Origin of the sequence: Stenotrophomonas mexicanensis, assembly GCF_032911605.1 — a bacterium.
GTDB lineage: Bacteria > Pseudomonadota > Gammaproteobacteria > Xanthomonadales > Xanthomonadaceae > Stenotrophomonas > Stenotrophomonas maltophilia_A.
This window is the reverse complement of the sequence record NZ_JAWJTG010000031.1, coordinates 13,089-31,875: the sequence shown is the minus strand read 5'-3', so window position 1 is coordinate 31,875 and position 18,787 is coordinate 13,089. Positions and strand designations below refer to the sequence as shown.

The 18,787-nt window shown below is 64.9% G+C and carries 19 protein-coding genes; 4 read left to right on the top strand and 15 right to left on the bottom strand.

What is annotated here, in order from left to right; all coding sequences use genetic code 11:
* Nucleotide 1 precedes the first annotated feature (1 nt).
* From R1L06_RS14020 to R1L06_RS13960, 13 genes are all read right to left on the bottom strand, one after another.
* Complete coding sequence (locus R1L06_RS14020; RefSeq protein ID WP_317218006.1) at nt 2-1,525, bottom strand: hypothetical protein; 1,524 nt, start codon at nt 1,523-1,525, stop codon at nt 2-4.
* Between the two features lie 2 nt (nt 1,526-1,527).
* A complete protein-coding gene (rffA, locus tag R1L06_RS14015) occupies nt 1,528-2,655 on the bottom strand; it encodes a dTDP-4-amino-4,6-dideoxygalactose transaminase (protein WP_317218005.1) in 1,128 nt (375 codons plus the stop codon).
* 29 nt (nt 2,656-2,684) lie between these two features.
* Nucleotides 2,685-3,311 carry a class I SAM-dependent methyltransferase gene (locus tag R1L06_RS14010; RefSeq protein WP_317218004.1) on the bottom strand — a complete coding sequence of 209 codons (627 nt, stop codon included), beginning with the start codon at nt 3,309-3,311 and terminating at the stop codon, nt 2,685-2,687.
* Nucleotides 3,312-3,314: 3 nt separating this feature from the next.
* Nucleotides 3,315-3,680, bottom strand: a complete 366-nt coding sequence (locus tag R1L06_RS14005) for an EamA family transporter (protein ID WP_317218003.1) — start codon at nt 3,678-3,680, stop codon at nt 3,315-3,317.
* Nucleotides 3,681-3,684: 4 nt separating this feature from the next.
* Nucleotides 3,685-4,908: an acyl-CoA reductase gene (locus R1L06_RS14000; protein ID WP_317218002.1), complete on the bottom strand. Its 1,224-nt coding sequence runs from the start codon at nt 4,906-4,908 to the stop codon at nt 3,685-3,687.
* Complete coding sequence (locus tag R1L06_RS13995; protein ID WP_317218001.1) at nt 4,905-6,011, bottom strand: LuxE/PaaK family acyltransferase; 1,107 nt, start codon at nt 6,009-6,011, stop codon at nt 4,905-4,907. The genes R1L06_RS14000 and R1L06_RS13995 overlap by 4 nt, the downstream gene beginning before the upstream one ends.
* Nucleotides 6,008-7,408 (bottom strand): AMP-binding protein, encoded by a 1,401-nt coding sequence (locus R1L06_RS13990; protein ID WP_317218000.1) that lies wholly within the window; start codon nt 7,406-7,408, stop codon nt 6,008-6,010. The genes R1L06_RS13995 and R1L06_RS13990 overlap by 4 nt, the downstream gene beginning before the upstream one ends.
* Nucleotide 7,409: 1 nt before the next feature.
* The gene (locus R1L06_RS13985; protein WP_317217999.1) at nt 7,410-8,153 is read right to left on the bottom strand and encodes an SDR family NAD(P)-dependent oxidoreductase; all 744 of its coding nucleotides are present in this window, start codon (nt 8,151-8,153) and stop codon (nt 7,410-7,412) included.
* Between the two features lie 2 nt (nt 8,154-8,155).
* Complete coding sequence (locus R1L06_RS13980; RefSeq protein WP_317217998.1) at nt 8,156-8,404, bottom strand: acyl carrier protein; 249 nt, start codon at nt 8,402-8,404, stop codon at nt 8,156-8,158.
* Nucleotides 8,401-9,159, bottom strand: a complete 759-nt coding sequence (locus tag R1L06_RS13975; RefSeq protein WP_317217997.1) for a GNAT family N-acetyltransferase — start codon at nt 9,157-9,159, stop codon at nt 8,401-8,403. Before R1L06_RS13975 ends, R1L06_RS13980 begins: the two co-directional genes overlap by 4 nt.
* Nucleotides 9,156-10,124, bottom strand: coding sequence for a glycosyltransferase family 2 protein (locus R1L06_RS13970; RefSeq protein ID WP_317217996.1), 969 nt, complete (start codon nt 10,122-10,124; stop codon nt 9,156-9,158). The genes R1L06_RS13975 and R1L06_RS13970 overlap by 4 nt, the downstream gene beginning before the upstream one ends.
* A 450-nt stretch (nt 10,125-10,574) precedes the next feature.
* Nucleotides 10,575-11,516: an electron transfer flavoprotein subunit alpha/FixB family protein gene (locus R1L06_RS13965; protein WP_317217995.1), complete on the bottom strand. Its 942-nt coding sequence runs from the start codon at nt 11,514-11,516 to the stop codon at nt 10,575-10,577.
* Nucleotides 11,516-12,262: an electron transfer flavoprotein subunit beta/FixA family protein gene (locus tag R1L06_RS13960; protein WP_317217994.1), complete on the bottom strand. Its 747-nt coding sequence runs from the start codon at nt 12,260-12,262 to the stop codon at nt 11,516-11,518. The genes R1L06_RS13965 and R1L06_RS13960 overlap by 1 nt, the downstream gene beginning before the upstream one ends.
* A 264-nt stretch (nt 12,263-12,526) precedes the next feature.
* On the opposite strand from R1L06_RS13960, the gene rfbB reads away from it, so the two are divergent.
* The 4 genes from rfbB to rfbD are packed head-to-tail and all read left to right on the top strand — an operon-like array spanning nt 12,527 to nt 15,928.
* The gene (gene rfbB, locus R1L06_RS13955; protein ID WP_317217993.1) at nt 12,527-13,582 is read left to right on the top strand and encodes a dTDP-glucose 4,6-dehydratase; all 1,056 of its coding nucleotides are present in this window, start codon (nt 12,527-12,529) and stop codon (nt 13,580-13,582) included.
* A 14-nt stretch (nt 13,583-13,596) separates the two neighbouring features.
* A complete protein-coding gene (gene rfbA / locus R1L06_RS13950; RefSeq protein ID WP_317217992.1) occupies nt 13,597-14,484 on the top strand; it encodes a glucose-1-phosphate thymidylyltransferase RfbA in 888 nt (295 codons plus the stop codon).
* Entirely contained in the window at nt 14,481-15,038 is a 558-nt protein-coding gene (gene rfbC / locus R1L06_RS13945; protein ID WP_317217991.1) for a dTDP-4-dehydrorhamnose 3,5-epimerase, read from the top strand. The genes rfbA and rfbC overlap by 4 nt, the downstream gene beginning before the upstream one ends.
* Nucleotides 15,035-15,928 (top strand): dTDP-4-dehydrorhamnose reductase, encoded by an 894-nt coding sequence (rfbD, locus tag R1L06_RS13940; protein ID WP_317217990.1) that lies wholly within the window; start codon nt 15,035-15,037, stop codon nt 15,926-15,928. Before rfbC ends, rfbD begins: the two co-directional genes overlap by 4 nt.
* A gap of 74 nt (nt 15,929-16,002) precedes the next feature.
* Here rfbD and R1L06_RS13935 read toward each other — a convergent pair whose 3' ends face one another.
* Entirely contained in the window at nt 16,003-17,406 is a 1,404-nt protein-coding gene (locus tag R1L06_RS13935; protein WP_317217989.1) for a mannose-1-phosphate guanylyltransferase/mannose-6-phosphate isomerase, read from the bottom strand.
* Between the two features lie 12 nt (nt 17,407-17,418).
* Nucleotides 17,419-18,765 carry a phosphohexomutase domain-containing protein gene (locus R1L06_RS13930; protein WP_317217988.1) on the bottom strand — a complete coding sequence of 449 codons (1,347 nt, stop codon included), beginning with the start codon at nt 18,763-18,765 and terminating at the stop codon, nt 17,419-17,421.
* Between the last annotated feature and the right edge of the window lie 22 nt (nt 18,766-18,787).

Genomic DNA, 18,787 nt, shown 5'->3' with positions numbered 1-18,787 from the left:
TTCATTTTTTCGAGGCGTCGTCCGCGGGCGTGACGACTTCCATCGGACCGGTGGGGGCAGCGATCGCCTCCATGGAGTAACGGCTCAGCATCTCGGCCGAGTAGGCGTTGAGATGATGGTCGCGCAGCAGCGTGATCGAGCGGATGCGTTCCCCGTTTTCTGCCTCGCATATGACCAGCGTCGGTGCGCACGCGGCCAGCTTGGCCTGGGGATTGGAACCCAGCAGGATCATCTGTCGTCCGAGGTTGTTGCCGTACACCTGCACGTAGGGAGCGTCACTCCAGGTCGCTCTGCTGAGAGGCAGCTGGGCGGCGATCAGCGCAAGCAGGCCGATCGAGACGAGGCCTTTCTGCACAAGGCCCCATGTGCGCCAGTTGCTGCCGGCCGACAGAAGTGCGATGGCGACCGTGCCCAGCTGGTACAGCATCAGGTAGCGTTGCTGGGAGGCGTAGCCGGGCCCGAACATGGACACGCGCGTGATGATGATGCCTGCCACTGCACCGTAGCAGAACAGCATCAGCACGACGGCCAGGAACTGGGTGCTGTTCCATCGATCACGGACGGCGCGCCACCAGAACCATGCATGCGAAGCGATGACCACGGCACCGAGCACCAGGTGCAACAACTCGCCGCGGCCGGGGAAGTGCAGCTGCAGCGGCGGCAGGTCGGACACCGACAGGGCAGCGATGGTCAGCATCATCCGCGCAATCGGCTCCACGCCCATGTCGAGGAGTGCGCTCACGCCTTGCCCACCTGTTGCCAGGACGGGCAGCCCCGAGTGCAGATACAGGCTGCTGGCCAGCTTGTAGGCCACGATCCAGCCGGCCACGATGACGACAGCGACCGCGGTTGGACGCAGGGTCGTGCCGCGCAGCTTGAACTCGCGAAGCAGCAGTGCGCAGATGACGCTGATCGCGCAGATGACTGCGGTCGCGTCCTGGGTGAATGCAACGAGGGCGGCAACGGCAACCAACGGCCACCATCGCTTCTTCTCCACGCCTGTCCACGCCGCCACCGCCAGGGCCGTGGCGGCCAGTGGCCCCAGATAGCCCAGGGTCACCAGTGACCAGTTGAACACCATCCCCCCGCTGAGGGACACGAAGCTGGCCGCGCTGGCGACTGCAGGCAGCAACCACCAGATCCCGGGCCTGTTGCCGCGATTGTCCATCGCCATGACATGCAGCATCAGCGACCATGCGACAGCTGCAATCGCCAGCCCCATGTAGGACTCGATGACGAAGTCCAGATTGAACGCCTCGGCATTCCAGAGCAGCAGGAGCTTCTGCACGGGCTGGGCATGGTCGTCGGCACTTCGCTTGACATAGAAGTCCTGCAGCGACAGCCCTGCGTGGTAGTGCTTCTGCAGGAACGCATCGACGAAGTACCAACCATCCGAGGTGACAAAAGGAATGCCGGCGTAGGAGATGTAGGCAGCAGCATTGATGAAGGCAGGCATCGCCAACAGCAGTACGGTCAGCGTACGCCAGTTGATCCAGGCATCCAGGACAGGAGTACGGCTCTGCATGGTCAACCCATCAGTACACGATCAGCCGCTGCCAGGATCGCATCCAGGTGCTGCTCCACGCCGATCCACAGTGGCATGCGTACCAGGCGCTCGCTGAGCTCATCGGTGACCTGCATCGACGAACCCGTGCGGCCATGGCTGAGGCCTGCCGGCGACGAATGCAGGGGGATGTAATGGAAAACGGCCTGCACGCCCTGTTCGCGCAGAGACTGGATGAAGTGGGTACGCGCATCCAGTGACGGCAGCAGCATGTAGTACATGTGCGCGTTGTGCGTCGTGTGCGCCGGAATGGTGGGGCGGATCAGCCGTCCTGCGGCTTCGTGCGGTGCCGCCCAGGCGTGGTAGCGCTCCCAGATGGCCAAGCGACGTGCGGTGATGTCTTCCGCGGCATCCATCTGCGCGGCCAGGAAGGCAGCGGTGATCTCGCCGGGGAGGAACGATGAGCCCACGTCCACCCATGTGTACTTGTCGACCTGTCCGCGGAAGAAGCGGCTGCGATTGGTCCCCTTCTCGCGCACGATCTCGGCGCGCTCGGCGTAGACATGGTCGCGGCAAAGCAGCGCGCCGCCTTCACCGGAAATGATGTTCTTGGTCTCATGGAAGCTCAGCGCGCCCAGATCGCCAATGGTGCCCAGCGGACGCCCCTTGTAGGTGGACATGATGCCCTGTGCAGCATCTTCCACCACGGCCAGGCCGTGGCGCTCTGCAATGGCGAGGATCTCGTCCATTTCACAGGCCACGCCGGCGTAGTGGACTACGCAGATGGCCTTGGTGCGCGGCGTGATCGCTGCTTCGATCAGAGCTTCGTCGATGTTGAGCGTGTCCTTGCGGATGTCCACGAACACCGGGATCGCACCGCGCAGCACGAACGCATTGGAGGTCGAAACGAAGGTGTAGGACGGCATGATCACTTCATCGCCGGCCTGCAGGTCGAGCAGCAGTGCCGACATCTCCAATGCAGCGGTGCACGAGTGGGTCAGGAGCGAGGCACTGGCACCGGTGCGCTGGTTGAGCCAGGCGTGGCACTGTTTGGTGAACGGGCCATCGCCACTGAGGTGGCCATTGGCGTGCGCATGGGTGATGTTGACCAGTTCCTGGCCAGTCATGAACGGCTTGTTGAACGGAATCACTGGGGCTCCTGATCGTGGCTGGCGAGCGCCTAGCGCACGCATTCCATGATGTAGTGTGTGTAAGGTACGAAAAGCAGATCGGTGCGTACCTGGCCATCCACCGTGCCGAACTCGGCTGCAGCGATCGCGTGGTAGGCGGCGGGTGTGCGGATGCTCTGCCCGCGATCGCGGGAGATCAGTGCACGTGCGATCGCCGATTGGCCATCCACGTAGGCACCATCCAGGGAAATGAAACGGCCGCCGGGCTTCAGCGCGGCGAAGGCGGTGCGCATGAGTGCGCGCGCATGGGCATCGTCCAGATGGTGCAGGATGCCGACTGCCAGAACCAGATCGGCTTTCTGCTGCTGGTCGTGGCCGACTTCATAATCGGCCACGTCCATGCATTCGAAGCGGGCGCGATCGCCAAACCGCTTCCTCGCCGCCTCGATATAGGCTTTGGACAGGTCGAAGCCTATATAGCGCAGCCCCGCCGGCAACTGGCTGAACAGTTCGCCGGTACCACAGCCGATGTCGAGGATGTGATCGCCGGGGCGCGGGCGGATATGGTCGCGGATCAGCCGCCTACGGGACCGACGTGCTCCAAGCAGGTTCTGCAGCAGGTCATAGACCGCCGGGTATGAAAGCACTGCGTGCAACCCATCGGTCTTCTGCGGCATGGTTCAGGCTCCAGAACGAGACAGGACGATGACGCCCAGAATGATCAAGGCGGTGCCGGCGATCTTATGCGAGTCGAACGACTCGCGGAAGAGCCATACCGCCAGCGTCGCAACCAGCGGAAAACTCAGGGCGGTGAACGGGTAGGCCTTGCTCAGGGGCATCCGGCCGATGGCGGCCATCCAGCACAACGATGCGCCGAATGCTGCGGCGAACGCACTGATCACCCAGGGGTTCAGCAGCAGCATGATGATCGCGCGCGGGTTGAGGCCATCAATGGTGGCGCCGGGGTTGAGGCTGACCTGCCATTTCAGCATCAGCTGTCCGTAGACGGTCAGCAGGATGGTCAAGGCAATGAAGACGTAGCTCATCGATTCAGTTCGCTGGCAGGGTGATCTTGCGGGTGAGAACGTCGATCAGATCGGTTCCGTCCCACACGGGATGGAAATCCAGCGCGCGGCCGAAGGGCACCACGCGGTCGATCGCACGATTTTCGAGGCGGCATAGGAAATCACGCAGCTGCTCTGCGTTGAATCCATGCTGGACCAGGGTCTGGTCGCGGTCATCCAGCTGCGCGGCCAGTGCATCCAGCGCGGGCAGATCGATTTCCACCACCAGGCCGTGGCCGGACTGGATCTCGCGGATCTCGCCATCGGCGCGGGCCGCTTCCAGCCGCAGCGGATATAGGCCGATGGCATCCGCTGCGTGCACGCCGTGGCCCAGCGCTGCAAGCAGGTTGGCATCGGTCACACGCGCCATCAGTGCTGCCGGCTCGTCTTCCAGCGCGGCAGCCAGCAGGCGCACGGCCGGCCAGAAACGCGACTTGGCAGCGCCTGTCTCGGCGTCATTGCCGATCCAGTAGAGCGTGCGGGGCGAAGAGCAGGCCTGCTGACCGAACCAGAGCACGTCGTTGCAGAAGCGGCGGGCCAGTTCCTGGAGTTCGGTGTCGCTGGCATCGGCAACCGCCGTGGCGCGCATCACGGCCACGCCGAAGCGGTCAGGGAAGGCGAGCTCAAGTGCCAGCGGCGCGATCGGCAGCGAGCGGATCTTGGCCACGGTGGCGTCGCCGCCCCAGATGATGCGGGCATGACAACGGAGGGAAATGGCCGTGGTAATGGCATCGTCATGCGGGTAGGTCAGCAGCACTGCGCGTTCGAGCACCTGCGGGTGCACGCCCTCGCGCTGCATGTCATGCAGGATCGAGACCAGTGCGTCGCGCTGGGTACTCTGCTTCTGCGACAGGCGCGCCACATTGGTATTGCCCGACAGCACCGACATCAACCAGGCGTAGGCGAACAGCACGTCGACGTTGGCGGGTGCCAGGTGGAACACCAGGCCACGTGCCAGATCCAGCTCGGTCGCCCGTGTGCCGGTCCGCTGCGACAGCTGGTTGACGGCTGCGCCGCGGAACCAGTGGCCCAGTGTGGCCAGCTCGGGATGCTGGCGCAGCTGCGGCAGGGTGAACACGCGACGGGAGAAATCCGCCACGAACTCGCGCAGTGGCGCGCTGAACGGCAGCAGGGGAGGCAGCGCCGCCAGGCGCTCCAGTTCGGCGTCCAGCGAGGCGTCGGGGTGGATGGAGAAGAGCAGTCTGGTCATGCGTTGGGTACCGTGCGGGTATCGCTGCAACCGCGGATTTCCACGTTCTTGATGCGGCCGAGTACGGCGAAGTACTTGCCGGGACGGCCGCACGCGCAGTCGTCCTCACCATGGATCACGCCGAGGTCTTCGGTGAGCAGGCTGTGGCCCGGATAGCTTTCCGGCAACAGGCTCAGGACCTGGATCGCGCCGGTGGTGCCATGCGGTACCGGCGCCAGATCCTGCAGGTCGCGCACGATCACATCGGCGTAGGCCGGGGCGTGCAGATGGCCATGCTCGCATTCGAAGAAGATCGAGCCGACCTGTTCAACCATGCCGTAGTAGTTGTGGACGCGTTCGATGCCGAAGGTTTCCGACAGTGCGGCCTTGTAGGCGGCGTTGTCGACCCTCTGCTCGTCCATCTTCTTCCAGCCACCGCCGTGGACCAGCATGCTGCCGGCCGGGAAACGGATCTGCCTGCCTGCGCGGCGCGCGGCCTGCACGAACGATTGCCAGACAATGAAGGTGAAGCCGAACAGCAGCACCGGTTCATCGGGATGGGTCTGCAGCCATTGCTGCAGCGCATCCCAGTCCGGCTGCAGGTCTTCATCCAGCAGGTACAGGTGGTCGCGGCCGAAGTTGGAGAAGCCGAGGATACCGGCGGCGCGTGCGTTGAAGCGGCTGCGGTCGCGCAGGAAGCTGGCGTCGTCCACCACCAGCATGCGCATGCGCTTGGCACCGGCGAAGTGGGAGAAGATGCGGGTCAATGCCCGTGCCTGCGCGCGCGCGGTGTCGGCGTCGAGGAAGATGCGGGACACCGCGGCACCGGTGGTGCCGCTGGAAACCAGCGTGCGTGAGACCTGGTCGTCGGCAACGCTCTTCAGGTCCATCAGCTTGAACATGCGCACTGGCAGCCACGGCACATCTTCGAGGCTGGCGGCACCTTCTGCTGCCCACAGGCCGTTGAGAATGCGAGCGTAGGGAGCGCACTGCGCGCGGTGCAGGGCGGTCAGGCGGTTCAGGCCGTCCAGCAGCCAGGAGCGCTTGCTGGCACGGTCGAGGCCGAACACATCGACATCGAGTGCGGCGGCCGCGGTAGCGGTCGAGGGGGCAGGTGCGGTCACCGTGATGCTCCTTGTCCGGCCATCTGCCGGAGACTCTGGTAGTCCACCTTGCCGCTGGCCATCAGCGGCAGCGCATCCAGGTGGAGGGCACGGACGTGCCCGCCGAACAGCTTGTAGCGCTCCTGCACCAGTTGGCGCACCCGGTCCTGGTCGGCCACTTCTGCGCCGTGACTGAAGGCGACCAGGTCATCGTCGCTGCCCGAGCAGGCAATCTGCTGGCCGAGTGCGGCCGAGAGCATGGCCTCGACTTCGTCGAGGTTGACCCGGTTGCCGGAAATCTTGAGGAAGCGCTTGGCGCGGCCGGTGATGTAATGGAAGCCGTCCTCGTCCACCCGGGCGAGATCGCCCGTGCGCAGCACGCCCTGCATCTCGTCGGCCTTGGCCAGATCGCCGCGGGTGGTCGCGTACCCCATCATCACGTTGGGGCCGGAATAGACCAGCTCACCGGTAGTGGCATCGACCTGTATCGTGCCGCCGGGAACCGCCACGCCGATGCTGCCGACCTTGTCGACGATGCACGCCGAAGGCACGTAGCTGATGCGCGGTGAGGCTTCGGTCTGCCCATACATGACGAAGAATTCCAGGCCATGTTCACGGCAGGACTCCGCGAAATAAGCCACCAGCTCGTCACGCAGTCGGCCGCCGGCCTGGGTCAGCATGCGCAGGCTGGGCAGCTGCATGCGGGCCAGGCCCATCCGGCGCAGGATCTCGAACGTGGCCGGTACGCCTGACAGCGAGGTCACCGCATGCTGGCGCGCACTGTCCCAGAATCCGCGCGTCATCAGGCTGTCTTCGCTCAGGACCACCGATCCACCTGCGGCAAGGTGGCTGTTGAGAATGGACATGCCGAACGAGTACGCCAGGGGCAGGGTGGTGATCGCGCGATCATCACCGTTCAGGCCGAGGTACTGGACGATGGACGCTGCATTGGCATCCAGACCGGCGGCAGAAAGCCGGACCAGCTTGGAGGAACCGGTGCTGCCGGACGTGCTCAGCAGCAATGCAAGGTCGGCATGGAGGGCTTCACTTGTTGAGCCTGCATTGCGCACATGCAGGGACAGTGCCTGGCCCTGGTGCACGGTGCGATAGCCTTCGGCGGCCGGTCCCGGGCTGGCGACCCACTCGGGCTGGTAGTGCCCCACCAGAGCGTCCAGCAGCTGCGGATCGGTGTCTGGCTGCAACAGCAGTGGAACCTGGCGGCCGCTGCGCAGTGCGCCGAGATAAAGGGCTACCGCTTCGACTTGGCTGGGCATGCACAAAAGGCCCATGCCGCGCCCTTCCGGCAATCGTGCGGCGTGCGCATCGGCCAGTGCGGCCAGTGCGTTGAAGTCCAGCGACTGCTCGCCATCGATCAGCGCAATACGCGCGCCATGTTGTTCCAGGTTCCAGAACGGCATTTCAGACCACCATCTGTCCGTCGATGCCAATCACCTGTCCTGTGACATAGGTGGAGGCATCGCTGAGCAGGAAGGCCACCAGTGCGGCAACTTCCCCGGGAGTACCGGCACGGCCCATTGCAATCGATGCGACGCGCTTGGCGTGCGCGGCTTCGGGCATGTTGCGGGTCATGTCAGTGTCGATGAAGCCCGGCGAGACCGCGTTGACACGGATGCCGCGCGGGGCCAGCTCCTTGGATGCCGAGCGCGTGGCGCCAACCAGCGCGGCCTTGCTGGCCGCATACAGGCTGAGCCCGGCGGCACCGTTGACGCCCATGATCGAAACCAGGTTGACGATGCTGCCCCGGCCGTTGCGTGCCATCAACCTGGAGGCGTACTGCATGGCCATCAGCGGCGCCTTGACGTTGACCGCCAGCACCTGGTCGATGTCCTCGGCGCGGATCATGCCGAGCAGCCCTTCATGCAATAAGCCGGCGTTGTTGACCAGGCCATCCAAGTGGCCGAAGCGGGCAAACACCTGCTTGAACAGGTTGCCGATGGCATCGGCGTCAGTCAGGTCGAGCGCCGCGCACATCGCCGCGGGTGCGCCGAGTGCCTGCACTTCTGCATCCAGTTCGGCCAGCGCTTGCGCGTCGCGGGCAACCAGCACCAGCTGTGAGTGCTGCGCGGCCTGGTGCAGGGCAATGGCTCGGCCGATGCCGCGCGATGCACCGGTGACCAGGATGACAGGCGCGACGTCACCCATGTTCAGACCGATGCCCCGTGCTTGCGCAGGATTTCGCGTGCCTTGCCGACCGAACTCATGTCGATTACTTCATCCATGTCGATCATCACGCCGAAGGCTTCTTCCAGCGCGGCGACGACGGACATGTGGGCGATCGAATCCCACTGCGGGATGGTCGCGTAGCGAAGGTCGTCATTCACGCTGTCTGCCGGAATGCCCAGCACACGGGCGAACACGGCAACGACCTGGTCTTCGGTAACGGCGTCATTCATAGGAATTTCCTGAACCCAAACAGGGTGCTGTTGAAATGGAAGCCGAGCCGGGCATACAAATTGATGATGCCGGTGTTGGCGGCGGAAACGAGGGTGGTGCATTGCGGAACGCCACGTGCGCCAAGGGACTCCAGCGCAGTGATCCACAGCGGCAGTGCCAGCATTGCGTACGGCGCGGTCGCACCGGTGAGCAGCAGTTCGACGTTGCTGTTGTCAGTGGCCACGCGCTCGGCATGGAAACCGATGGTGCGGCCACGTGATTCAGCCACGTAGGCCAGCTCATCCTTGACCAGATCCTCGATCCAGTTGGCGGTACGCAGGGCCGCACGCTCTGGGTCGATGGCGGGATCTTCCAGGAAGCGCCCGTGGGCAAAATCGACGGCGGCGATGCGGCGCAGTTCGGCCACGTCATCGGCGGTGGCCGGGCGCAGCGTCGGCAGCATGCCGCGCGGCACCGGCGGCAGGTTGGCAAAACCGCTGCGCGACACGGTCAACGACGTTTCCACGAAGGCGTAGCCGTGCTGCAGCAGGGCCGCCTTGGCGACTGGCTCGGTGGCATCGATACGGCCGAACAGATAGCGCACCGATTGCTCGGCACACCATTGTTCCAGCGCGGCCAGCAGCGGGGCCGCCTGCTCGATGGTCTCGACCTTCAGGGCGGTGACTTCGGCAGTGGCAAAGCCCAGCGCACGTTCATCCCAAGGCGTCAGGCGCGCGGCGAGGGTGCCCTGGCCCGCGTCGATGGTCAGGTTCATCGTGCTTCCCTGGCGTCGTTCACGGCATCGGCGACGATGTAGTAAGGCCGCTTCTGCACGTTGCGGAACACCTGGCCCACATACAGGCCGACCACGCCCAGGCAGAACATCACCAGACCGCCGATCAGCCACACCGAGCCGATGATGGAGGTGTAGCCGGCGACTTCGATGTCGCCATCCCACCAGCGCAGCAGGCTCATGGCCACCAGTACGAAGGCCACCAGCGAACAGGCGATGCCTGTGCCGGCGACCATGCGCAGCGGCTTTTCCGAATAGCCCAGCGCGATGTTGGTGGACAGGGCCAGCAGCTTGCGCAGGGTGTACGAGGTTTCACCCTCGGCGCGGGCCTGGTGCTGTACGGGCAGCTTGCCGGTGCGGAAACCGGCCCACTTGACCATCAGCGGGAACGAGCGGTCGCGTTCGGGCATCTGGCAGACTGCCTGGATGACCTTGCGGTGGTAGATGCCGAAATTGGCGGTGCTGGGATCCTGCGGGACTCCGGTCAGCCAGCCGAGCACGCTGAAGAAGGCCCAGGAGGAAAAGCGCTTCAGCGGCGCATCCTGGCGCTCGACGCGTTGGGCGAAAACGACATCAAGCTGTTCGTCGTTGGCCTTGCGGTACAGCGCCGGAATCTCCGCTGGCACGTCCTGCAGGTCGCAGTCCATTACCACGGTCCAGCGGCCGTCCGCATGTTCGATGCCTGCAGAAATGGCCGAATGCTGTCCGAAGTTGCGCGAAAGGCGAAGCCCGCGCAGCCAGGGGCGGGTCGCGGCCAGTTCGGTGATGCGAGGCCAGGCCCCGTCCGGGCTGGCGTCATCGACCAGGATCATTTCGAATTCCACGCCCAGTGTCGCCACCGCTGCCTGCACTTGGTCGACCAGGTCTTCCAGGCAGCCCTTGCAGCCATAGACCGGCGCCACCACCGAAATCTCCGGGCGGAGTTCCTTGTCTGGCCCGATCAACACTGAGTGCGACGTCGCATCTGTCATGGCGTACTGAAGTCCCTTGCGCGCCCTGCCTCGGCACATGAATGGCACCGCATCGCCCAGCTGCGGGGGTATGAGGGCGCGCGTGCCCCAGCATTCCGACCGCGCGACGATCAGTGCCGGCAGTCGGCAATTATAGCTTCACCGACTGGTTCCACGCGGGCCGCGCGTTGCCCCTGTCAACTCATTCTATCGCCGTGGTGTGTTCAGCGGCGACACAGCTCGTTGGGTGGTCGTGCGGGCCCGGATTCGATGCTGCCGATCGCCCGATGGCCGCCACCGCATTTACAAATAGGGTCATGAACTGCAGGCTTCGTTCATGATTGTAGCAATCCCGTGAAATCATCTGCCTCTCAAGCAAGAAGCCCCCGGCAAAGCAGTCGCTTCAGCCGGGGGCCTGACTTTCAACAGCAGGTATTCGTGCGTTGCTCAGCCCAGTGCCGCTTCCAGCTCCGGCAGGACCGCAAACAGATCCCCCACTAGGCCGATATCGGCGATTTCAAAGATCGGCGAATCCGCGTCCTTGTTGATGGCCACGATCGTGCCGGCATCCTTGATGCCGGTCAGGTGCTGGATCGCACCGCTGATGCCGACGGCTACATACAGTTCCGGCGCGATGATCTTGCCGGTCTGGCCGACCTGCAGGTCGCTGGGCACGTAGCCGGCATCGACCGCCGCACGCGAGGCACCGACGGCAGCACCGAGCTTGTCGGCCAGCTGGAAGATGACCTTGAAGTTCTCTTCCGAACCGACGCCACGGCCACCCGAAACCACGCGCTTGGCGCTCTGCAGGTCCGGACGGTCGCTGGCACCGGCGGCCAGGCCGACGAAGCGGGTGTGGGTCGGCAGGGCAGCATCGACGTTGGCCGCTTCGATGGCGGCGCTGCCGCCCTGGGCCGCTTCCGGCCACGACGCGGCACGCACGGTGGCGACCACGATCTGGTCGGCCGGGGCTTCCACAGTGATGATCGCGTTGCCAGCGTAGATCGGGCGCTTGAAGGTGTGGCTGCCTTCAACGCTCATCAGGTCGGAGACCTGGTTGACGCCGAGCAGGGCGGCCACGCACGGCATCAGGTCCTTGCCGAAGGTGGTCGACGGGCCGAATACGTGGGTGTAGCCCTTGGCCAGCTGTGCGATCTGCGGCGCCAGCACCTGGGCGATGGCCTGCGCGTTGGCCGCGTTGGCGACGGTCAGGACCTTGGCGACCCCAGCGATCTTCGCGGCTTCAGCGGCGATAGCGGCCGGATCGGCGGCCAGCACCAGCACGTCGATGCTGGCGCCGCTGATCGCGGCGGCGGCGCTGATGGTCTTGGCGGTGGCGGCGTTGAGCTTGCCGTCGTGGTGCTCGGCGATGACGAGAATCCTGCTCATTACAGCAACCCCTTCTGCTTGAGTGCGGCAACCAGTTCGGCCGCGTCCTTGACCATCACACCCTTGCTGCGCTTGGACGGAGCGGCGTACTGGGTGGTCTTGAAGGTGTCGGCGGCTTCAACACCGAGATCGGCCAGCTGCAGAGTCTCCAGCGGCTTGGCCTTGGCCTTCATGATGTCCGGCAGCTTGATGAAGCGCGGCTCGTTCAGGCGCAGGTCGGTGGTGACCACGGCCGGCAGATCGACTTCCAGTGTTTCCAGGCCAGCATCGACTTCACGGGTCACCGTGGCCTTGCCGTCGGCAATCCCCAGCTTGCTGGCGAAGGTCGCCTGCGGGCGGCCCCAGAGCGTGGCCAGCATCTGGCCGGTCTGGTTGGCATCGTCGTCGATGGCCTGCTTGCCAAGGATCACCAGGTCCGGCTGTTCCTTCTCGATCAGCTTGAGCAGGGTGCGCGACGCGGTCAGCGGCTGGATGGCCTGGTCGGTGACGACGTGGATGGCGCGGTTGGCGCCCATGGCCAGGCCGTTGCGCAGGTGCGCCTGGGCGTCGGCCGGGGCGATGGTGGCAACCACGACTTCGCTGGCGATGCCCTTGTCGCGCAGGCGCAGGGCTTCTTCCAGGGCGATTTCATCGAAGGGGTTGGGGGACAGCTTGACGCCGTCGGTGACCACGCCGGAACCGTCCGGCTTGACCTGAATGCGGACGTTGTAGTCCACCACGCGCTTGTACGCGACGAGGATTTTCATCTGGTACGGGGTCCTTCAATAACGGGGAGAACGTCCGGTCCTGGAGCAGCAACCGGTTCGGGGGTGGGACCCCGATTCTAGCTGGCTTGGGGGGACCATGCGAATGCGTATGGTGGGAGCTCCGGCTGTTGCGATGCAGCAATGCAGTCGGCCTGAGTTCACTTGTGTGATCGCGTGTTGCCGGATGCCCGTTGTATCCTTCAACGTTGCATTGTCGTGGCCATGAAGGCCCCGTCCCACGAATCTCGATCAGGAGAACAGGTAGTGCCCACATGGCTTGTCACCGGCGGCGCCGGATTCATTGGCGGTAACTTCGTTCTCGAGGCCGTCGCGCGCGGCGTCAAGGTCATCAACCTCGATGTGCTGACCTACGCCGGCAACCTGAAGACCCTGTCCAGCCTTGATGGCAACCCGAACCACCTGTTTGTCCAAGGCGACATCGGCGACCGTGATCTGGTCGCCCGCCTGCTGGCCGAGCATCAGCCGGACGCGGTCGTGAACTTTGCCGCTGAAAGCCACGTTGACCGCTCCATCGATGGTCCCGGCGCCTTCATCCAGACCAATGTGGTGGGCACCCTGGGCCTGCTGGAAGCGGCCCGTGACTACTGGAAGGCGCTGCCGGCCGAGCAGGGCGCGGTGTTCCGCTTCCTGCACGTGTCCACCGACGAGGTGTACGGCACCCTGGGCGAGACCGGCAAGTTCAGCGAAACCACCCCGTACGCCCCGAATTCACCGTATTCGGCGTCGAAGGCCGCTTCGGACCATCTGGTGCGTGCGTTCCACCACACCTATGGGTTGCCGGTGCTGACCACCAACTGCTCCAACAATTACGGCCCCTACCACTTCCCCGAGAAGCTGATCCCGCTGGTGATCGCCAAGGCGCTGGCCGGCGAGCCACTGCCGGTGTACGGCGATGGCAAGCAGGTGCGCGATTGGCTGTTCGTGTCCGACCACTGCGAGGCGATCCGCACCGTGCTGGCCAAGGGCCAGGTCGGCGAGACCTACAACGTCGGCGGGAACTCGGAAAAGCAGAACATCGAAGTGGTGCAGGCCATCTGCGCGCTGCTCGATGCGCGCCGCCCGCGTGAGGATGGCCAGCCGCGCAGCAGCCAGATCACCTACGTCACCGACCGCCCGGGCCATGACCGCCGTTACGCGATCGATGCTTCGAAGCTGAAGAACGACCTGGGCTGGGAACCGGCCTACACCTTCGAGCAGGGCATCGCCTTCACCGTCGACTGGTACCTGGACAACCAGAACTGGGTCAACGGCGTGCTCGACGGCAGCTACCGCCTGCAGCGCATCGGCACTGCAGCCTGAACCCAGGAGACACCATGACCCAGCGCAAGGGCATCATCCTCGCCGGTGGTTCCGGCACCCGCCTTTATCCGATCACCAAGGGCGTCAGCAAGCAGCTGTTGCCGGTGTACGACAAGCCGATGATCTATTACCCGCTCAGCGTGTTGATGCTGGCGGGCATCCGCGAAGTGTTGATCATCAATACCCCGCACGAACAGGCGCTGTTCCAGCAGTTGCTGGGCAACGGCTCGCAGTGGGGCATGGACATCCAGTACGCGGTGCAGCCCAGCCCCGATGGCCTGGCCCAGGCCTACCTGATCGGCCGCGACTTCGTGGCCGGCAAGCCGAGCTGCCTGGTGCTGGGCGACAACATCTTCCACGGCCACGGCCTGCGCGAAGTGCTCAAGCGCGCCGACGAGCGCGTGGATGGCTCGACCGTGTTCGGCTACTGGGTCAATGATCCAGAACGTTACGGCGTGGCCGAGTTCGACACCAGCGGCAAGGTCATCGACCTGGTGGAGAAGCCGGAGAACCCGCGCTCGAACTATGCGGTGACCGGCCTGTATTTCTACGACGGCAACGCCAGCGATTACGCGGCCGAACTGAAGCCGTCGCCGCGTGGCGAACTGGAGATCACCGATCTCAACAAGCGCTACCTGGCCCAGGGCAACCTGCACCTGGAAGCGCTCGGCCGTGGCTATGCCTGGCTCGATACCGGCACCCACCAGTCGCTGCTGGAAGCGTCCAACTTCATCGAGACCATCCAGACCCGTCAGGGCCTGCAGGTCTGCTGCCCGGAGGAAATCGCCTTCGGCCAGGGCTGGATCAACGCCGAACAGCTGGAAGCGCTGGCCGCACCGCTGATCAAGAATGGCTACGGCCAGTACCTGCACAAACTCGCCCTGCGTGGAGTCGTTCCGTGAAAGTGATTGAAACCAAGCTTGCCGGCTGCAAGATCATCGAGCCGGCCGTGTTTGGCGATGCGCGTGGCTATTTCTTCGAAACCTGGAATGCCGAGCGGTTCGCTGCGCTGGGCCTGCCGGACCGTTTCGTGCAGAGCAACGTATCGACGTCCGCACAGGGCGTGCTGCGTGGCCTGCATTACCAGTGGCCGCGCCCGCAGGGCAAGCTGGTCAGCGTGCTGGAGGGCGAGGTCTATGACGTCGCCGTGGACATCCGTCGTGGCTCGCCGACCTTCGGCCAGTGGGAAGCGGTGGTGCTGAGTGCGGAAAACAGGAGGCAGTTCTGGATTCCGGAAGGCTTCGCGCATGGGTTTGCCGTGCTCTCCGAACGTGCGCTGTTCAGCTACCTGTGCACCGATGTCTATGTCAAGGAAGCGGATGCGGGTATTCGCTGGAACGATGCTGATATCGCAGTGGACTGGCCGGTCAGCGCACCGACTCTGTCGGCCAAGGACGAGAACGCGCCGTTCCTGAAGGACATCGCTGAAGATCGCTTGCCGGTCTACGTGCCATGACCGTTCTGGTGTTCGGTGGCAATGGCCAGGTCGGCCAGGAGCTGCTACGCGCGCTGTCGCTGCTGGGTGAAGTGGTTGCCACCACCCGCAGTGGTCAGCTGCCTGATGGCAGCGCCTGCGAGGTGGCTGATTTCGGCCAGCCTGACACTCTGCCGGCCCTGCTGGATCGTCTCCAGCCGTCGGTAGTGGTGAACGCGGCCGCCTACACGGCGGTGGACCGCGCCGAACAGGACGTCGATGCGGCCTTCGCTGCCAACGCGCAGGCACCGGGCGTGATTGCACGCTGGTGCGCCGTCCATCGCGTGCCCTTCGTGCATTACTCCACCGACTACGTGTTCGATGGCCAGGGCACCACGCCGTACCGCGAAGACGAGCCGACCGGGCCATTGGGTGTGTATGGCACCAGCAAGCGTGATGGCGAAGAGGCCGTGCGCGCTGCCGGTGGCCGCCATCTGATCTTCCGCACTGCGTGGGTGTACGCCTCGCATGGCGCCAATTTCCTGCGCACGATGCTGCGGGTGGGTGCCGAGCGCGACCAGTTGCGTGTGGTAGCCGATCAGGTCGGCACGCCGACACCGGCTGCGCTGATCGCTGATGTCACCGCGCAGGCACTGCAGCATCCGGGGCAGCTGTCCGGCACCTGGCATCTGACGGCCAGCGGCCAGACCAGTTGGCATGGGTTCGCCGAGGCGATCTTCGCCGAAGCGCTGGCGACCGGCGTGTTGGCGAAGGTGCCGACCGTCGAGGCGATTCCCAGTTCCGAATACCCGACCCCGGCCAAGCGCCCGGCCTGGTCGGTGCTGGACAACCGCAAGCTGCAGCAGGATTTCGGCATCGTGCTGCCGACATGGCAGGACGGGCTGAAGCGGGTGATGGCGGAGATTGCCTGAGCCTGTGGGCGAGTGCCGACCAACGGTCGGCACCCACCCCGACCAACGGTCGGCACCCGCCGCAGGGCGTCGGATCAACTACGCCCGTACGTGTCCTCGAAACGCACGATGTCGTCCTCACCGAGGTAACTGCCGGACTGCACCTCGATCAGCTCCAGCGGCAGCTTGCCCGGGTTGCGCAGGCGATGGGTCACGCCCAGCGGGATGTACGTGCTCTGGTTCTCGCTGAGCAGGATCACCTCGTCGCCGCGGGTCACCTCGGCGGTGCCGCTGACCACGATCCAGTGCTCGGCGCGATGGTGATGCATCTGCAGGCTGAGCGTACCGCCGGGCTTGACGGTGATGCGCTTGACCTGGAAACGCTCGCCGTTGTCGATCGAATCGTAGGCCCCCCAGGGGCGGTAGACCTTGCGATGCCAGGTGGCCTCGCTGCGACCGTCGGCCTTCAGCTGCGCCACCACGGTCTTGACCTCTTGCATGCGGTCGGCCTTGCCGACCAGCACCGCGTCGTCGGTCTCGACCACGATCACGTCATCCAGGCCGACCAGTGCCACCAGGCGCTGTGCATAGGCATAGGTGTTGCGGCAGTCGATCGCGATCACGTCGCCCTGGTGCGCATTGCCATCGCCATCCTGATGCGAGACATCGCGCAGTGCGGTCCACGAACCGACGTCGTTCCAGCCGGCGTCCAACGGAATCACCACGGCGTCTTCGGTTTTTTCCATCACGGCATAGTCGATGGAATCGGAGGGAACGGTGGCGAACGCCTCCTTGTCGAGGCGGGTGAAATCCGAATCGCGACGGGCCTGCTGCCAGGCCTGGCGGCTGCTGGCCAGCATGTCGGGCTGGAAGCGCTCCAGTTCCTGCAGGTAGCGCGAGGCCTTGAACAGGAACATGCCGCTGTTCCAGTAGTACTGGCCGCTGGCCACATAGCCGGTGGCGGTGTCCAGATCGGGCTTTTCGACGAAACGCTCGACGGCACGCAGGCCCTGCCCATTGGCGGCCTTGATATAGCCGTAGCCGGTCTCCGGACCGGTCGGCACGATGCCGAAGGTCACCAGCTTGCCGGCCTCGGCAGTGCTGGCTGCAGCCTGCACGACTGCACGGAACGCAGCCTCATCGGTGATCACATGGTCCGAGGGCAGCACCAGCAGCAGCGCATCGGCGCCGTCGCGGGTGGCCTCCAATGCTGCGACCGCAATCGCCGGCGCCGTATTGCGGCCAACCGGTTCCAGGATGATGGCAGCCGGCTCGGCGCCGACCTGCTGCAGCTGCTCGGCAGCGACGAAGCGGTGCTCTTCGTTGGCGATCACCAACGGGCCGTGGGTGGCAATGGGCGCGACGCGCTGCCAGGTGGCCTGCAGCATCGTCAGTTCGCCTGCCAGCGGCAGGAACTGCTTCGGATACGCCTCGCGCGACAGTGGCCACAGGCGGGTGCCGGAACCACCGGACAGGATGACGGGCTGGATGTTGCTCATGATCTTCCTTGATTACTGCTGGATAAGGCGGGAGATTTCGTCGGTACGCGCCTGCATCAGCGCTGCGTCACCGCGGGCTTCGACGTTCAGTCGCAGCAGCGGCTCGGTGTTGGAGCTGCGCAGGTTGAAGCGCCAGTCGCCGAAGTCGGCGCTGATGCCGTCGGTATGGTCCAGCGCCGGCGACTGCGCGGCGAAGTGCTCCATCACGCGTGCCACCGCAGCCTTGGCATCGGCCACCTTGAAGTTGATTTCTCCGCTGCAGGGATACGCCGCCATGCGGTCTTCGACCCAGTCGGCCAGCGAGCGACCGCTCTCGGAAATCAGCTGCGCGATCAGCAGCCACGGGATCATGCCGGAGTCGGCATAGGCGAATTCGCGGAAGTAGTGGTGGGCGCTCATCTCGCCGCCGTACACCGCATCTTCGGCGCGCATCTTTTCCTTGATGAAAGCGTGACCGCTCTTGCACAGCACCGGCACGCCGCCTGCCTGTTCAACCATTTCCACGGTGTTCCAGACCAGCCGCGGGTCGTGCACGATCTTGCCACCGGGATTGCGTGCCAGGATGGCCTTGGCCAGCAGGCCGACCAGATAGTAGCCCTCGATGAAGCGGCCGGTATGGTCGAAGAAGAAGCAGCGGTCGAAGTCACCGTCCCAGGCAATGCCGAAGTCGGCGCCGTGTTCGCGCACCGCATTGGCGGTGGCGGCGCGGTTTTCCGGCAGCAGCGGGTTGGGAATGCCGTTGGGGAAGCTGCCATCAGGTTCGTGGCAGATGCGGATGAACTCGAACGGCAGGTGCGGTGCCAGCAGGTCGACGATGGCGCCCGCACCACCGTTGCCGGCATTGACCACCAGCTTCAGCGGCTTGAGCTTGGCGGCGTCGACGTAGCTCAGCAGATGCTGGATATAGGCGCTCTTGTCATGCTGGGCGGTCTGCCCGGCGCGTGGCGGCTGGGCCTCGGACGTATCGACGGCGACCGCATCGGAGATCGCGAACAGGCCGGTATCGGAGCTGATCGGGCGGGCGTTCTCCTTGACCAGCTTCATCCCGTTGTAGTCCATCGGGTTGTGGCTGGCGGTCACCATCACACCGCCGGCTGCGCCGAGGTGATCGGTCTGGAAGTAGACCTCTTCGGTACCGCACAGACCGATGTCGATCACCTCACGACCGGTACCACGCAGGCCTGCGGCCAGTGCATCCTGCAGCGCCGGGCTGGTCAGGCGCACATCGTGGCCGAGGACCACCGGGCCGGGAGCGAGCTGCGCAGCCAGGGCGACGCCGATGCGGCGCGCCAGGTCTTCGTTCAGTTCTTCCGGCACGCGGCCGCGGATATCGTAGGCCTTGAAGGCGGGCAGGGGCATCGATCAGATCCTTTGTGAGCTC

Coding starts and splice junctions, on each gene's coding strand:
- R1L06_RS14020 (WP_317218006.1), bottom strand. CDS start 1,525: ATGCAGAGCCGTACTCCTGTCCTGGATGCCTGGATCAACTGGCGTACG.
- R1L06_RS14010 (WP_317218004.1), bottom strand. CDS start 3,311: ATGCCGCAGAAGACCGATGGGTTGCACGCAGTGCTTTCATACCCGGCG.
- R1L06_RS14005 (WP_317218003.1), bottom strand. CDS start 3,680: ATGAGCTACGTCTTCATTGCCTTGACCATCCTGCTGACCGTCTACGGA.
- R1L06_RS14000 (WP_317218002.1), bottom strand. CDS start 4,908: ATGACCAGACTGCTCTTCTCCATCCACCCCGACGCCTCGCTGGACGCC.
- R1L06_RS13990 (WP_317218000.1), bottom strand. CDS start 7,408: ATGCCGTTCTGGAACCTGGAACAACATGGCGCGCGTATTGCGCTGATC.
- R1L06_RS13985 (WP_317217999.1), bottom strand. CDS start 8,153: ATGGGTGACGTCGCGCCTGTCATCCTGGTCACCGGTGCATCGCGCGGC.
- R1L06_RS13980 (WP_317217998.1), bottom strand. CDS start 8,404: ATGAATGACGCCGTTACCGAAGACCAGGTCGTTGCCGTGTTCGCCCGT.
- R1L06_RS13975 (WP_317217997.1), bottom strand. CDS start 9,159: ATGAACCTGACCATCGACGCGGGCCAGGGCACCCTCGCCGCGCGCCTG.
- R1L06_RS13965 (WP_317217995.1), bottom strand. CDS start 11,516: ATGAGCAGGATTCTCGTCATCGCCGAGCACCACGACGGCAAGCTCAAC.
- R1L06_RS13960 (WP_317217994.1), bottom strand. CDS start 12,262: ATGAAAATCCTCGTCGCGTACAAGCGCGTGGTGGACTACAACGTCCGC.
- rfbA (WP_317217992.1), top strand. CDS start 13,597: ATGACCCAGCGCAAGGGCATCATCCTCGCCGGTGGTTCCGGCACCCGC.
- rfbD (WP_317217990.1), top strand. CDS start 15,035: ATGACCGTTCTGGTGTTCGGTGGCAATGGCCAGGTCGGCCAGGAGCTG.
- R1L06_RS13935 (WP_317217989.1), bottom strand. CDS start 17,406: ATGAGCAACATCCAGCCCGTCATCCTGTCCGGTGGTTCCGGCACCCGC.
- R1L06_RS13930 (WP_317217988.1), bottom strand. CDS start 18,765: ATGCCCCTGCCCGCCTTCAAGGCCTACGATATCCGCGGCCGCGTGCCG.